At 75.2% G+C, this 13,974-nt stretch carries 15 protein-coding genes; 8 read left to right on the forward strand and 7 right to left on the reverse strand.

The annotated features are described in order from the left end of the window. Positions 1–88 precede the first annotated feature (88 nt). Complete coding sequence (locus tag ACH414_RS00270; RefSeq protein WP_382545212.1) at positions 89–256, forward strand: hypothetical protein; 168 nt, start codon at positions 89–91, stop codon at positions 254–256. Between the two features lie 77 nt (positions 257–333). Here ACH414_RS00270 and ACH414_RS00275 read toward each other — a convergent pair whose 3' ends face one another. The 4 genes from ACH414_RS00275 to ACH414_RS00290 are packed head-to-tail and all read right to left on the reverse strand — an operon-like array spanning position 334 to position 3,535. Then, a complete protein-coding gene (locus ACH414_RS00275; RefSeq protein ID WP_398940747.1) occupies positions 334–1,758 on the reverse strand; it encodes a lipase maturation factor family protein in 1,425 nt (474 codons plus the stop codon). Between the two features lie 54 nt (positions 1,759–1,812). Further along, complete coding sequence (locus tag ACH414_RS00280) at positions 1,813–1,977, reverse strand: hypothetical protein (protein WP_398940427.1); 165 nt, start codon at positions 1,975–1,977, stop codon at positions 1,813–1,815. A gap of 56 nt (positions 1,978–2,033) precedes the next feature. Then, positions 2,034–2,597 carry a DUF1990 family protein gene (locus ACH414_RS00285; protein ID WP_382545207.1) on the reverse strand — a complete coding sequence of 188 codons (564 nt, stop codon included), beginning with the start codon at positions 2,595–2,597 and terminating at the stop codon, positions 2,034–2,036. After that, positions 2,594–3,535 (reverse strand): YndJ family protein, encoded by a 942-nt coding sequence (locus tag ACH414_RS00290; RefSeq protein ID WP_391767990.1) that lies wholly within the window; start codon positions 3,533–3,535, stop codon positions 2,594–2,596. The genes ACH414_RS00285 and ACH414_RS00290 overlap by 4 nt, the downstream gene beginning before the upstream one ends. Before the next feature lie 185 nt (positions 3,536–3,720). Between ACH414_RS00290 and ACH414_RS00295 the strand changes: the two genes are divergently transcribed. The 7 genes from ACH414_RS00295 to ACH414_RS00325 all read left to right on the forward strand — a co-directional run bounded on the left by ACH414_RS00295 (position 3,721) and on the right by ACH414_RS00325 (position 12,318). Continuing rightward, on the forward strand, positions 3,721–4,875 hold the full coding sequence (locus ACH414_RS00295) for a DUF6777 domain-containing protein (protein WP_398940428.1): 1,155 nt from the start codon (positions 3,721–3,723) through the stop codon (positions 4,873–4,875). A 93-nt stretch (positions 4,876–4,968) separates the two neighbouring features. Beyond that, entirely contained in the window at positions 4,969–7,065 is a 2,097-nt protein-coding gene (locus tag ACH414_RS00300) for a SpoIIE family protein phosphatase (protein ID WP_398940429.1), read from the forward strand. A 117-nt stretch (positions 7,066–7,182) separates the two neighbouring features. Continuing rightward, a complete protein-coding gene (locus tag ACH414_RS00305) occupies positions 7,183–8,055 on the forward strand; it encodes an Fpg/Nei family DNA glycosylase (RefSeq protein ID WP_398940430.1) in 873 nt (290 codons plus the stop codon). 31 nt (positions 8,056–8,086) lie between these two features. Then, the gene (locus ACH414_RS00310; RefSeq protein WP_382545193.1) at positions 8,087–8,830 is read left to right on the forward strand and encodes a LytR/AlgR family response regulator transcription factor; all 744 of its coding nucleotides are present in this window, start codon (positions 8,087–8,089) and stop codon (positions 8,828–8,830) included. Positions 8,831–8,934: 104 nt separating this feature from the next. Then, positions 8,935–9,336, forward strand: a complete 402-nt coding sequence (locus tag ACH414_RS00315; RefSeq protein ID WP_398940431.1) for a hypothetical protein — start codon at positions 8,935–8,937, stop codon at positions 9,334–9,336. A gap of 10 nt (positions 9,337–9,346) precedes the next feature. Then, entirely contained in the window at positions 9,347–11,113 is a 1,767-nt protein-coding gene (locus ACH414_RS00320; protein WP_382545188.1) for a cation acetate symporter, read from the forward strand. After that, on the forward strand, positions 11,110–12,318 hold the full coding sequence (locus tag ACH414_RS00325) for a histidine kinase (RefSeq protein ID WP_382545185.1): 1,209 nt from the start codon (positions 11,110–11,112) through the stop codon (positions 12,316–12,318). Before ACH414_RS00320 ends, ACH414_RS00325 begins: the two co-directional genes overlap by 4 nt. A 6-nt stretch (positions 12,319–12,324) precedes the next feature. On the opposite strand, the gene ACH414_RS00330 is transcribed toward ACH414_RS00325, so the two are convergent. The 3 genes from ACH414_RS00330 to ACH414_RS00340 all read right to left on the reverse strand — a co-directional run bounded on the left by ACH414_RS00330 (position 12,325) and on the right by ACH414_RS00340 (position 13,959). Then, entirely contained in the window at positions 12,325–12,744 is a 420-nt protein-coding gene (locus ACH414_RS00330) for a hypothetical protein (protein WP_382545376.1), read from the reverse strand. A gap of 235 nt (positions 12,745–12,979) precedes the next feature. Next, entirely contained in the window at positions 12,980–13,393 is a 414-nt protein-coding gene (locus ACH414_RS00335; RefSeq protein WP_382545182.1) for a PaaI family thioesterase, read from the reverse strand. Between the two features lie 5 nt (positions 13,394–13,398). Further along, the gene (locus ACH414_RS00340; RefSeq protein ID WP_382545179.1) at positions 13,399–13,959 is read right to left on the reverse strand and encodes a sigma-70 family RNA polymerase sigma factor; all 561 of its coding nucleotides are present in this window, start codon (positions 13,957–13,959) and stop codon (positions 13,399–13,401) included. Positions 13,960–13,974: the final 15 nt, after the last annotated feature.

Genomic DNA, 13,974 nt, shown 5'->3' on the forward strand with positions numbered 1-13,974 from the left:
CACCAAGGCCGCGGTCCCGTCCGAAGAACGGCGCCACCGCGGCCGACGGTCCCAGTCCCCATTGGTACGCGACACAAAGGAGTGCGCGGTGACACCAGAACTGACCCAGCAGGAACAGCGCCCGGCCGAACCGACCGAGCGCAAGCGGTCCGGCGAACTCGGCAGCCTCGAGGTGTGGGCCCGCTCGGCCCCCATCCGTCTGGCCGGCTACGAGGACGACCTCGCCGAGCCCCACATCCTGCCCGGCATCGACTGAGTCGTCGCTGCCGTTCACCCCGTGCCCCCGGCCGCCCCGTGCGGCCGGGGGCACGGGCGTGTCCCGGGGCCGCCCGCTCAGTCGCGCCGGGCCCGCTCCCGCAGACGCACCGGCGGCATGTACTCGCGCAGCAGCGTCCGGTGCCACCAGGCGCCGGTCGAGCGCAGCTCCTGCCAGGTCGTGTAGCGGTAGCGGTAGAGGCGGGCCCGGACGTGGGTGGGCGGGGCGTCGGGGAAGGGGTTGTGGGCCAGCAGGCGGAGGGTGTCGCGGTCGTTGGCGAGGAGGCGTTCGACGAAGGGTCCGAACCAGTCGCGGGCGTAGCCGGGGGAGAGCGCGGCGAACCACATCAGCCAGTCGAGCCGCAGGTGGTACGGGGCGAACTGGCGCGGCAGCCGGCGCGGATCGCCCGGCTTGCCCTTGAAGCCGTACTCCTTCCACTCCGTGCCCGGGTGCGGCTCCGGGTCGTCCGTGCCCTCGACGACGATCTCGTCCCGGATCCGCCCGACGGTGCCGAACGCGCCGTACGTGTTGACCAGGTGGTACGCGTCGAAGGAGCGGTTCATCGCCTGCCGCTTGGAGATCAGGTTGCGCACCGGGTGCCGGCTCAGCACGAGCACCAGGACGGTCGCCGCGCAGACCACGACCACGTACCAGACCGGCGGGTCGGGGAGCGGGTGGGCGCCCGTGACGAGCGAGCCGTCCATCGCGGAGAGGGCGAGGACGATGGTCAGCCAGTTCAGCCAGGCGAAGTTGCCCGAGAGCACGAGCCACAGCTGGGTCGCCACCATCAGCCCGGCGGCGACGGTCGCGACCGGCTGCGGGGTGAAGAGCAGCACGGGGACGCCGAGCTGGACGACGTGGTTGGCGGCGCACTCGACCTTGTGCAGCGGCCGGGGCAGATGGTGGAAGAACCAGCTCAGCGGCCCGGGCATCGGCTGGGTCTCGTGGTGGTGGTAGAGGCAGGTGAGGTCACGCCAGCACCGGTCGCCGCGGATCTTGATCAGCCCGGCGCCGAACTCGACCCGGAAGAGCAGCCAGCGCAGCAGGAACAGCACCAGCACGGGCGGTCCGGTCTCGTCGTTGCCGAGCAGGACGGCGAGGGAGCCCGTCTCCAGGAGCAGGGACTCCCAGCCGAACGAGTACCAGGTCTGGCCCACGTTCACGATCGACAGGTAGAGCCCCCACAGCAGGAGCCACAGCAGCATCGAGACGGGCAGCGGCACAGCGTCGCCCGCGCCCGCCGCCATCGCGAGGGCCAGCCCGGCCCCGCCCCAGGCGACCGCCGCGAACAGGCCGTCCGAGTACCGCCACTGGAAGAGGCTGGGCGCGCCGCGGGCGGGGACCCGGCGCACGTAGGCGGGCACCGGGAGCATGCCGTGCTCGCCGATCAGCGCGCGGAACTGGAAGGCCGCCGCGAGGAACGCGACGAGGTAGAGACCGGCGAGCCCGCGCTGGAAGACGATCCTGCTCAGCCAGTAGTCGGGTGCGGTGAACCACTCCATCGCGACCGGCGCGTCGGCGGCGTCCGGCACCGGGGGCGCCGGACGCGCCGCGGGTCAGCGCTTCTCGTCCTCGTCCACCGCCCGCTCGCCCTCCGCCTGGGAGGGGGTGGTGCGGATGGTCATCGGATGCGTCTGCTGCTTCTGCATCGAGTCCATGTCCTCTTCGAGGCGCTCGCCCTCGGCCTGCGAGGGGCTGGTGTACTCGTCGTACTGGCTCATGGCCGCCTCCTCACGCTACAGAAGGAGCGTAACTCTCCCGGGCCCGCCGTGGGCCGTCAGGCGCCGTCGGCGAGCCCCCGCAGCGCGCGGCCGAGACGGCGGGCGTAGGCCAGCTGGAGCGCCCGTACGACAGGGCCGCCGAGCCTGGTGTACCAGGCCGCGGCACGGCTGAACGCGGTCACGGTGAACCAGACCGAGCCGTCCTCGCGCAGCTCCACGATGAAGGACTCCTCGCCGCGCTCCGGGTGCCCCGTGAGGGTCCCGTAGGCGAAGCCGGCCTCGGTCTCCGTGTCCGCGGTCCAGATCACCCGGCAGGGGGCGCGGAAGCGGACCGGGCCGAGGCCCAGGGAGACCTCCAGGGTGACGCCCGGGGCGGCCTCGCGGGCCTCGCTGGTCACCCGGGCCCCGGTGGCGCGGTGCATCCGCCAGGTGGTGACCGCGGCGCCCGCGGCCAGGAAGGCCTCGCGGCCCCGGCCGACCCGGACGGTGTGGTGGAGGTGGTGGTAGCCGGCCGGCAGCGGCCGGGTGCGGGTGGCGCCGACCTCGGGGTAGTTCGGTGCGCTCGGGGGAGCGGCCGGCTCGGCGACGGCGTCGGAGAGGCTGCGGATGAGTCGGGTCATGCCGGGAGCTCCGTTCGGTGCGGGGCGGTGCGGGCGGTGGCCTGCGGGGTGGTCCCGGGCCGGCCGCGCGGGGCGGTACGGGGAAGGGGGCGGCCCACCGGTGTCGGGCCGGTGGCCGGGAGCGCGCGCAGGCGGCGCCAGGCGAGCAGCGAGCAGAGGGCGAAGCCGAGGGCGTTGCCGAGGCCGTGGGTCGCGGCCATCCAGGTCAGGCTCGGGTGCGGCAGGCCGGTGGCCTCGCCGAGCGCCCAGCTGAGCGCGAGCAGCATGGTGGCGGCCAGGACCGCGGCGGAGGTCCCGAGCAGGGCGCGGGTGACCGGATCGGCGGCGGTCGTGCGCAGCTCGCGCCAGGTCGGCAGGGCCACGGCCCACATGCCCGCGGTCAGGACGAGCGCTCCGGCGAGCTCGGCCCAGTCGTCGACGAAGTAGCCGAGCAGGACCAGCAGGGTGCCGAGCGGGACGCTGAGCGCGGCGAACCGGGCCGGGCGGCCCCCGGTCGTCCGGCAGACGAGGCCGGCGACCAGGGCTGCGGTGAAGCCGGCGAAGTGGAAGTGGGGGACGGTCAGGGCGAGGATGCCGAGCTCGAAGCCGAACAGCTCGTGTCCGGCGCGTTCGGCGACCAGGGCGAGGCCCGCGACCGCAGGGGTCACCAGCGCGGTGAGCACCGCGACCTCCGCCGGGGCGAGGGAGCGGGTGACCAGGAGCCGGGCGGGGGCGTGCAGGGCGAGCGCCAGGGTGGCGAGCGCGTAGCAGCAGGCCAGCGCGGCGGCGAGCGGCGAGCGGGGGAGCCAGAGGGCGAGCGCGCCGGGTGCGGCGAGCAGCGGCCAGGCGCGGCGCAGCAGCCGGAGCGTGGGCGGCTGGGGGCCGTCCACGAGGCGCAGGCCGATCGGGACGATCACCAGCATCCCGAGCATCACGATCAGTCCCACGAGTACGGACATGGCACGTCGAGCCCCCTTCTTGAACGTGTTCAAGCGTCATGGATGAGCGTAGGGCCTCTCTTGAACGCGTTCAAGGCCGGGGTGGGTGACCGCCGCCTCGCCGGATGGGCGTACGTGGATTGCGGGGGCCCGGGGCCTGCGGCAGACATGAAGGAACGACTCGGCGGCGAAAGCGGGAGAACCAGGTGCGCACACCCAGACGAAGGCCCACCCGGCCCGCGGCCGTGGCGACGGCCGCGCTGGCCTCGGCCCTGCTGATCGCCGGCTGCTCCTCCGGGGGCGCCGGGGAGGCCGGGGCGGAGCAGACCGCCGCCGCGCCCGCCCGCGAGGTCCTGCTCCAGCCGGCCGGCGCCCAGGGACCCGACGCCTTCACCCCCTCCACCGCGCAGGAGGGCGCCCCCGCGCGGCCCGGCTCGGCACCCGAGGGCATCACCGGCAGCCCCGTCCCGGCCGCCCGCCTGGTCACCGGCGCCACCCCCGGCCTCTACGCCGGCACCCGCTCCGTCGCCAGCTGCAACGTCGCCCAGCAGGTCGCCCTCCTCACCGCGGAACCGGCCCGGACCCGCGCCTTCGCCGAGGCGGCCGGCATCCCCGAGGCCAACGTCACCGGCTGGCTGCGCGGGCTCACCCCCGTCCTGCTGCGCTCCGACACCCGGGTCACCGACCACGGCTACCGCGACGGCCGCGCCACCGCCTTCCAGTCCGTCCTCCAGGCCGGCACCGCCGTCCTCGTCGACCAGTACGGCACCCCCCGCGTCCGCTGCGCCTGCGGCAACCCGCTGCGCGCCCCCGCCGCCGGACCCGGCGCCGTGCACACCGGCAGACCGTGGCCCGGCTACGCACCGGACCGCGTCGTCGCCATCACCCCCACCGGCGGCGTCGTCACCGGCCTGGTGATCGCGAACCTCGCCGACAACACCTGGCTGGAGCGCAAGACCGGCAGCGACGGCGACCAGGACCGCAGGCCCGAGGTCCTGCCGCCCTGCGACCCCGCCTCCTGCGACCCCGCCACCGCCCCCGCCGCCCCGCTGCCCGACGGCCAGGCCCCGCGCTCGCCCGCGGAGCCGAGGACGCCCGCGCAGCCCCAGGCGCCCTCGTCCCCGCCGTCCCCCGACAGCGGTCCGCGCACGAGCGCACCGGCCCCCGACACGACCGTCCCCGCGCCCGACGCCCCCCGGCCCGACGTGCCCGCGCCGGACGTCCCGACCCCCGACCTCCCGATGCCCGATGCGCCCCATGACCTGCCGCCCGACTTCCCCTCCGCCGAGCCGCCGCCCTCGTTCGAGGAGCTGTTCCCGAACGACCCGGCCGCACGGCAGCCCGAGACCTTCGAGGGCTGACCGACCGGGGCCGGCCCCCCGCTCGGACCCCTGTCCGAACCCATTTCCGATCTTCGCCGTGCGCACGGGCGGGGCTACGCCTAGCGTGGCCCCATGAACGCGGGCAGCGGGGGCGGGGAGGCGGCGGAGCAGTGCCGCTGCGGAGCGGGGTCGGCGGGGCCGGCCTGCTGCTTTCTCCATGAGTTCGGCCAGGAATTCCGGATGGGCAGCTTCGACTGGGACCTGCTCACCGGCCGGATGACCATGGACGAGGGCGCCCTGAACGTCTTCGACATGGAACCCGGCGCGTACGACGGGGACCCGGCGGTCCTCTCCTCGCGGGTCCTGCCCGACGAAGGCCGCCGCCTCGACACGCTCGTGGCCCAGGCCCTCAAGGACGGCAGCGACCACTACGGCGCCTACTTCCGCATCCGCACCCGCGCGGGAGCCCAGCGCTGGACCCACACCCAGGGCCTCGTCCGGCGCGACGAGACCGGGCGCCCGGTCCGCATCGTCGGCATCGTCCGGGACGCCTCCGAGGAGCTGACCGAGTCGGCCGCACGGCTCGGCCTCGACGAGGGGCGGCGGCAGCGCACCAGCGTCGTCGAGGGCACCACGGCGGCCCTCGCCCACGCGCGCACCGTGCAGGACATCATCGACCTGCTCAACGACTCCCAGGGCCTGGAACACTTCGGCGCGGCCAGCCTCGTCATGGGCCTCCTGGAGGCCGGGCGCATCCACCTCGTCGCCGAGGGACCCGACGGCGCCTTCGTCCCGGGCACCCGGTTCACCCGGGTGGACGAGCCGTACCCGATGAGCGAGGTCATCCGCACCCTGCGCCCCCGGTTCATCGAGTCCCCCGAGGACTTCGCCGCCTCCTACCCGACGCTCTGGCCGCACATCAGCGGCCTCGGCATCACCTCCGCCGCCTACCTCCCGCTCATCGCGCAGGCCCGCCCCATCGGCGCCCTCGGCCTGCTCTACAGCGGCGACCGCACCGGCTTCAGCGCCGACGAGCGCAACCTGCTCGTCGCCCTCGGCAGCTCCATCGCCCAGAGCCTCCAGCGGGCCATGCTCTACGAGCAGGAGCACGACCTCGCCGAGGGGCTCCAGCAGGCCATGCTGCCCCGCCGCATCCCCGACGTCCCCGGCGCCCAGATCGCGGTCCGCTACCGCTCCGCGCGGCTCGGCCAGGACATCGGCGGAGACTGGTACGACATCATCCAGCTTCCCGGCGGCCGGGTCGGCGCGGTCATCGGCGACGTCCAGGGCCACGACACCCACGCCGCCGCCGTCATGGGCCAGCTGCGGATCGTGCTGCGCGCCTACGCCGCCGAGGGCCACACCCCCGCCACGGTGATGGCCCGCGCCTCCGTCTTCCTCCACGAGCTCGACACCGAGCGCTTCGCCACCTGCACCTACGCCGAGGCCGACCCCGCGACCGGCCTCGTCCAGATCGTCCGCGCCGGCCACGTCGACCCGCTCGTCCAGGACCCCGACGGCACCAGCCGGCGGCTCCCGGTGGACGGCGGCCTGCCGCTGGGCCTGTCCGCCGAGTTCGCCCGGCTCGACTACCCGGTGACCACCGTCGAGCTCGACCCCGGCCAGACCCTGCTGCTCTACACCGACGGCCTGGTGGAGAAACCGGGCGCCGACCTCGACGAGGGGCTCCAGTGGCTCTCCTCGCTGGTCAAACGCGGCCCCCGGGACCTCCAGGAGCTCGCCGACCACCTGTGCGACGTCGTCGAGGAGCGCGGCGGCGAGGACGACGTGGCGATCCTGCTGCTGCGCCGCGAGGGCGTCCACCCGCAGCCCGGCGGCCGGCTCCAGCAGCACGTGGGCCAGAACGACCCGGAGGCGCTCAGCTCGGCCCGGCACATGATCCGGGCGGCGGTACGGGCCTGGGGCGCGGGCAGCCGCTCCGACGAGATCGAGCTGGTCGCCGACGAGCTCATGACCAACGCCCTGATGCACACCGACGGCGGCGCCATCGTGACCCTGCGGATGCTGCCCGGGCCCGAACGGCGGCTGCGCGTCGAGGTCGAGGACCGCTCCAGCGCCCTGCCCCGGCGCCGGGAGGCGGGCGAGGCGGGGGTCTCGGGGCGGGGCCTGCTGCTCGTGGACCGGATCTCCGACCTGTGGGGCGTCGAGCCGCGCGGCGGCGGCAAGTGCGTGTGGTGCGAGTTCGTCACGGAGACGCCGGGGGAGTGAGACGGCGGGCGACGGCGACGCCGTGCACCGGGAGACCGAGGGCCGCGCCGGTCGGGGCCCGCCGGATCCGGACCCTTCCGGCGGGCGTCCGACGGCCCCGTACGGCAGGGTGGGAGCATGCCCGAACTGCCCGAGGTCGAAGCCCTCCGCGCCTTCCTGGACGAGCACCTCGTGGGCAAGGAGATCGCCCGCGTCCTGCCCGTCGCGATCAGCGTGCTCAAGACGTACGACCCGCCCCTCACCGCCCTCGAAGGCGCCCGGGTCACCGGCGTCGCCCGGCACGGCAAGTTCCTCGACATCGCCACCGACGGCGCGGCCGGACCCCTGCACCTCCTCGTCCACCTCGCCCGGGCCGGCTGGCTCCAGTGGAAGGACGTGCTGCCCTCGGGCCCGCCCCGCCCCGGCAAGGGCCCGCTGGCACTGCGCACCGCGCTCACCGAGGGCGACGGCTTCGACCTCACCGAGGCCGGCACCACCAAACGCCTCGCCGTCCACCTCGTGCACGACCCCGCCGAGGTGCCCGGCGTCGCCCGCCTCGGCCCCGACCCGCTCGCCGACGCCTTCGACCTCGCCGCCTTCACGGCGCTGCTCGCCGGCGAACGGCGCCAGATCAAGGGGGCGCTGCGCGACCAGAGCCTCATCGCGGGCATCGGCAACGCGTACAGCGACGAGATCCTGCACGTCGCCAAGATGTCGCCCTTCAAACCCACCCAGAACCTCACACCCGCGGAGACCGCCGCTCTCTACACGGCCATGCGCACCACCCTCGCCGAAGCCGTCGAACGCTCCCACGGGCTCGCCGCCGGGAAGCTCAAGGCCGAGAAGAAGAGCGGCCTGCGCGTCCACGGCCGGACCGGCGAACCCTGCCCCGTCTGCGGGGACACCATCCGCGAGGTGTCCTTCAGCGACAGCTCCCTGCAGTACTGCCCCACCTGCCAGACCGGCGGCAAACCGCTCGCCGACCGGCGCATGTCGAAACTCCTCAAATAGCCTTCGGGGCCCCTGAAATAGACTCCCGCGCATGCTGCGCGTACTGGCTGTCGACGACGAGGCGCCGGCCCTCGGAGAACTGCTCTATCTGCTGCGGGCCGACCCGCGGGTGCGCAGCGCCGAGGGCGCGCGCGACGCCACCGAGGCGCTGCGCAGGATCGGGCGCGCCCTGGAGGCGGGGCCCGGCGGCGACGAGGCCGTCGACGTCGTCTTCCTCGACATCCACATGCCCGGGCTCGGCGGGCTCGACCTCGCCCGGCTGCTCGGCGGCTTCGCCCGGCCCCCGCTCATCGTCTTCGTCACCGCCCACGAGGGCTTCGCCGTCCAGGCCTTCGACCTGGAGGCCGTCGACTACGTGCTCAAGCCCGTGCGCCGCGAACGCCTCGCCGAGGCCGTCCGGCGGGTGCACGACCTGGTGCACACCACCGCCCAGGCGGCCCCCGCCCCCGAGCAGATCGCCGTCGAACTCGGCGGCGTCACCCGCTTCGTGTCCGTCGACACCATCGCGTACGTGGAGGCCCACGGCGACTACGCCCGCCTCCACACCGACCACGGCAGCCATCTCGTGCGCATCCCGCTCTCCACCCTCGAGGAGCGCTGGGCCGCCCGCGGCTTCGTCCGCATCCACCGCAGCCATCTCGTGGCCCTCGACCGCATCGACGAGCTGCGCCTGGACGGCGGCGCGACCTCCGTACGGGTCGGCGACGCCGAACTCGCCGTCTCCCGCCGCCACGCCCGCCACCTGCGCGAGCTCCTCATGCGCCGCGTCCCGTAGGGCCGGTCCGAGGAGATGCCCGCCGGCGCCGGGACCCCTACCGGGCACGAGCCCCTTCCGCGTACACTCCACGGGCCCAGCAGACCGTGAGAGAGCGGACACCGATGTCCGAGCACCACCCTCCCCGGGGCCCCGGCCGGGGAGAAGCCCCGCGCCGGCCGCGGCGGGAGACCGTGACCTACGCGTCGGCCCTCGGCGGTGCCGTGCCCCGGCCGCGACCCCAGCACGCGCCCGCCCGCTCCGAGATCAGCGAGCAGACCACCCTCGGGCACACCTACGTACGGTCCCTGATGCGCAGCCAGCTGCGCACCGCGCTCACCGCACTGGGCGCCCTCGTCCTGCTCGTCGGCTCGCTGCCGCTGCTGCTCGCCCTGCCCGCCCCCGAGGCCGTCGTGTGGGTCGTGCTCGGCGTCGGCGTCCACCCCGTCGTCTGGGCGGTCGCCCACTGGTACGTGCGCCGCGCCGAACGCAACGAACGCGACTTCACCGGCCTCGTCGAGCGGTGAGCACCGGCCCGTGAACCACACCTACGCGATCGCCGCCGTCACCGCCGTCGTCCTCGCCACCGTCCTCATCGGAGCCCTCGGGCTGCGCATCTCCCGCACCACCTCCGACTTCTACGTCGCCTCCCGCACCGTCGGCCCCCGCCTCAACGCGGCCGCCATCAGCGGCGAGTACCTCTCCGCCGCGTCCTTCCTCGGCATCGCCGGACTCGTCCTCGTCCAGGGCCCCGACATGCTCTGGTACCCGGTCGGCTACACCGCCGGCTACCTCGTCCTGCTGCTCCTGGTCGCCGCCCCGCTGCGCCGCTCCGGCGCGTACACCCTCTCCGATTTCGCCGAGGCCCGGCTCGAGTCACCGCAGGCCAGGCGGCTCGCCAGCCTCTTCGTCGTCGGCATCTGCTGGCTCTACCTGCTGCCCCAGCTCCAGGGCGCGGGCCTCACCCTGGAGATCCTCACCGGCGTCCCCGACTGGGTCGGCGGACTGCTCGTCGCGCTCGTCGTCACCGGCACCGTCGCCGCGGGCGGCATGCGCAGCATCACCTTCGTCCAGGCCTTCCAGTACTGGCTCAAGCTCACCGCCCTCCTCGTCCCGGTGCTCTTCCTCGCCGCCGCCTGGTACGGGGACGGCGCCCCGCGCGCCCGCTTCGACGCCCCCGCCGTGCTGCGCGCCCACACCGACGTCCGGGTCGCCGAGACCGTGCGCGTCGAGGTCGACACCCCGCTGACGCTCACCGTCACGGGCCGCGTCGACGACCGGACGTACGCGGGGGAGGGCGTGACCCTCGCCCCGGGCACCCACCGCGTCGAGGCGGACACCACGCTCGCCCTCCCCGCGGGCGCCCCCGTCCCGCGCCGCGCCGGCACCGGCGCCGACCCCCTCGGCTGGTCCCAACCGCTTGCCGGCGGCCGCGACGGACACCAGCTGTACGCCACCTACGGGCTGATCCTCGCGACCTTCCTCGGCACCATGGGCCTGCCCCACGTCGCCGTCCGCTTCTACACCAGCCCGCACGGCCGGGCCGCCCGCCGCACCACCCTCGTCGTCCTCGGCCTGGTCGGCGTCTTCTACCTGCTGCCGCCGGTCTACGGGGCGCTCGGCCGGATCTACGCCCCCGAACTCGCCCTGACCGGCGCCGCCGACGCCGCCGTGCTCGTGCTGCCGGAGCGGATGCTCGGCGGGGTCCTCGGCGACCTGCTCGGCGCGCTGCTCGCGGGCGGCGCCTTCGCCGCCTTCCTGTCGACCGCCTCGGGACTGACCATGTCCGTCGCCGGGGTCCTCACCCAGGACGTGCTGCCCTCCCGGGGCGTACGGCACTTCCGGCTCGCCACCCTGCTCGCCACGGCCGTACCGCTGAGCGCGGGGACGGTCGCCTCCCAGGTGCCGGTCGCCGACGCCGTCGGCCTGGCCTTCGCCGTCTCCGCCTCCTCCTTCTGCCCCCTGCTCGTCCTCGGCATCTGGTGGCGGCGGCTCACTCCGCCGGGCGCCGTCGCCGGACTGCTCCTCGGCGGCGGCTCGGCGCTCGCCGCCGTGATGGCGACCCGGGCCGGGCTGCCGCCGGCCGGCTGGCCGCACACGCTGATGGCCTGGCCCGCGGTCTGGTCGGTGCCGCTCGGCTTCCTCAGCATGGTCCTGGTCTCGCTCGCGACCCCGCGCCGGGTGCCGCCCGGCACCGCCCGGATCCTGGCCCGGCTGCACCTGCCCGAGGAGTTCAGCGGGCGTCCCGCGCCCCGGGAGCCGGGCCGGAGCGGACCGGCGCTGCCGAAGGCGGCCGAGCGGTGAGCGGCATCGAACTGGCCGCGGCGGGCGCCGTCGGAGCCGTCCTGCTCGCCGCCGGATTCGTCCTCGGCCGGATCACCACCCGCCGCGGGCACCGCTCCGCGGGCCCCGGGCTCGGCACCCCCGTCGAACGGGCCACCTTCCACACCCTGCACACCGCCTCGCTCGCCGCGCCGCCGCTGCGCGCGGGACTCACCGAGGAGACGGCGGGCCGCGCCGCCGGCCGGCTGCGCTCCCTGCTGGGCACCGAGGCGCTGTGCCTCACCGACCGGACCGCGGTGCTCGCCTGGGACGGCCCCGGCGACGGACACCACCGCGACCGGGTCCCGGAGCTGGTCGCCGAGACCCTCGCCTCGGGCCGCAGCCACTCCGCGCACACCGGCTGCGCGGACGACGCCTGCCCGCTGCGCTGGGCCGTGGTCGCCCCGCTCACCGGAGAGGACGGGGTGCTCGGCGCGCTCGTCGCGTACGGCTCCCGGGAGTCCGCGGTCCTGGTGCGGGCGGCCACGGAGGTGGCCCGCTGGGTCTCGGTCCAGCTCGAACTCGCCGAGCTCGACCGCTCGCGCACCCGGATCGTCGAGGCCGAGATCCGGGCCCTGCGCGCCCAGATCTCCCCGCACTTCATCTTCAACTCCCTCGCCGCCATCGCCTCCTTCGTCCGCACCGACCCCGAGCGGGCCCGCGAGCTGCTCCTGGAGTTCGCCGACTTCACCCGCTACTCCTTCCGCAGGCACGGCGAGTTCGCCCGGCTCGCCGACGAACTGCGCGCCATCGAGCAGTACCTGGCGCTCGCCGGGGCCCGCTTCGGCGACCGGCTCACCGTGACCCTGCGGATCGCGCCCGAGGTGCTGACGGTGGCGCTGCCCTTCCTCTGTCTCCAGCCCCTCGTGGAGAACGCGGTCAAACACGGCCTGGAGGACTCCGCCGAGGGCTGCCGGATCGTGATCGCGGCCCACGACGCGGGCGCCGAGGCCGTGGTCACCATCGAGGACGACGGCGTCGGCATGGACCCCGAGGAGCTGCGCGCCCTGCTGCGCGGCGAGCGGCCCTCCGCCTCCGGGATCGGTCTGTGCAACGTCGACGAGCGGCTGCGCCAGGTGTACGGGCCGGAGCACGGTCTCGTCATCGAGACGGGCGTCGGCGCGGGGATGAAGGTGACGGTGCGCGTCCCCAAGTACCGGCCCGGGGTCCACCCGGCCGCCCCCTGACCGGGCTCAGTGCAGGTGCAGCGCGAGGTGGGCGAGGGCGACGCCCAACTGCCAGGCGGGGAGCCACACCTGGCGGTCCTCGTCGATGGCGCCGGCCGGCGCCGACGCGACCGGCCCGGCCACCCCGGCGAGGTCCGCCAGGTCGGCGGCGCGCAGCTCGGTCGCGCACAGCCGCCGCCAGGTCGCCCGGGCCAGTGCCACGTCGGGCCCGTCGGCGGCGGGTGCGGCGAGCCGCGCCTCGACCCAGCCGGACCAGGGGTGGTCGTGGGAGGTGCGCCACAGCCACTCCGTCAGCCCGCCGCCGGAGAGGTGGACGGTCAGGGCCAGCGCCTGGAGCCCGGCGCGGAACTCCAGCGATCCCGGCTCGACGAGTCCGCCGGCGCGCAGCAGGTCGTCGGCGGCGTACTCGGCGCACAGCCAGTCCATGGGGACGGCGAGCCCGCCCCCGCCGGTGCCGTTCGTGCTCTCGGGCAGCAACGCTCCACCTTCTCCCGGACGTCCCTCACGAGGCCCCGACGACGAGCCTCCTCCTGGAAGCACGTGCGCGGGGCGCTCTTTGCTCAACTCGCCCGCACGGTTCCGGATACGGCCCCCGGCACATCGGTGCAGGTGGGGGTCGTGTGACAGGCGTGAGCTGCGGGGCGGGAGGCGCCCGTGGCGGTCAGCCGAGGAGCGCGTACACCGCCGTCGCGTGGGCGGCCGTCTCCTCGCTGCCCTCGGCGGTCATGGTGATGTCCGCGAAGGCCATCCGCTTCCCGGCCTTGGTCAGCCGGGCCCGCACCAGGACGTCCGTGCCGACCACCGCGCGCTGGAAGCTGATGGACTGCTGGACCGTGGTCATCGGGACGAAGCCGCCGCGGGCGGCGGCCACCGCGAGCACCGTCGCCGTGTCGGCGGCGGCCATCAGGGCCTGACCGGACAGCCCGCCGCCCTCCCGGGCGAGCCGGTCGGACCAGGGGAGGCGCAGGACGGCCTCCTGGCCGTCGACGGAGTCCACGGTGAGCCCCAGATCGAGCACCCAGGGGGCGAAGTTGTCGGCGAGGACCTTTTCGGCGGCGGCGAGAGTCAGCGTCACGCGGATCATTGTGGGGCGGCGGCCCGCGGCCGGGCAACGGGCGTGCGCCGCGGCGGCCGGTAGCCGGGCAGCCGCCGTCCGAGCAGGCGCAGCGCGTAGTACGAGCGGGACTTCACGGTGCCGGGCGGGATGCCGAGGTCGGCGGCGGCCTCGTTGACGGTCAGGCCGTGGAAGTAGAGGCGTACGAGCACCGCCCGGTGCTCCGGGCTGAGGCCGCGCACCGCGGCCCGTACGTCGAGCGCCGCGTCGGCGGAGGCGGTGGTGTCGGCAGGGTCGGCGGTGACGGCGAGCACGCCGTCGCCGATCTCGGTGGGGCGGGCGAGCCGGGAGCGGCGGGCGTCGATGGCGAGCCGCCGGGCGACGGTGAAGAGCCAGGGGCGCATCGACTCGTAGGGCGCGTCGAAGGCCTCGGGGTGGAGCCAGGCCCGCACCAGGGTCTCCTGCGCCAGGTCCTCGGCGCGCTGCCGGTCGCCGCCCGTCAGTCCGAGCAGGAAGGCCAGCAGCGCGGAACCGTGCTCCCGCTGGAGCTCCTTCAGGGTCCGCTCGTCGGTGGTTGCCGTGGTCATGGCCGGTATCCGAAC

It is taken from the genome of Streptomyces sp. NPDC020422 (assembly GCF_044386705.1).
Taxonomy (GTDB): Bacteria; Actinomycetota; Actinomycetes; order Streptomycetales; family Streptomycetaceae; genus Streptomyces.

What these genes read in the sequence shown, in the direction of transcription:
- ACH414_RS00275 (WP_398940747.1), bottom strand. Translation starts at nt 1,758, where the DNA reads ATGGAGTGGTTCACCGCACCCGACTACTGGCTGAGCAGGATCGTCTTC.
- ACH414_RS00280 (WP_398940427.1), bottom strand. Translation starts at nt 1,977, where the DNA reads ATGAGCCAGTACGACGAGTACACCAGCCCCTCGCAGGCCGAGGGCGAG.
- ACH414_RS00285 (WP_382545207.1), bottom strand. Translation starts at nt 2,597, where the DNA reads ATGACCCGACTCATCCGCAGCCTCTCCGACGCCGTCGCCGAGCCGGCC.
- ACH414_RS00290 (WP_391767990.1), bottom strand. Translation starts at nt 3,535, where the DNA reads ATGTCCGTACTCGTGGGACTGATCGTGATGCTCGGGATGCTGGTGATC.
- ACH414_RS00300 (WP_398940429.1), top strand. Translation starts at nt 4,969, where the DNA reads ATGAACGCGGGCAGCGGGGGCGGGGAGGCGGCGGAGCAGTGCCGCTGC.
- ACH414_RS00305 (WP_398940430.1), top strand. Translation starts at nt 7,183, where the DNA reads ATGCCCGAACTGCCCGAGGTCGAAGCCCTCCGCGCCTTCCTGGACGAG.
- ACH414_RS00310 (WP_382545193.1), top strand. Translation starts at nt 8,087, where the DNA reads ATGCTGCGCGTACTGGCTGTCGACGACGAGGCGCCGGCCCTCGGAGAA.
- ACH414_RS00315 (WP_398940431.1), top strand. Translation starts at nt 8,935, where the DNA reads ATGTCCGAGCACCACCCTCCCCGGGGCCCCGGCCGGGGAGAAGCCCCG.
- ACH414_RS00330 (WP_382545376.1), bottom strand. Translation starts at nt 12,744, where the DNA reads ATGGACTGGCTGTGCGCCGAGTACGCCGCCGACGACCTGCTGCGCGCC.
- ACH414_RS00340 (WP_382545179.1), bottom strand. Translation starts at nt 13,959, where the DNA reads ATGACCACGGCAACCACCGACGAGCGGACCCTGAAGGAGCTCCAGCGG.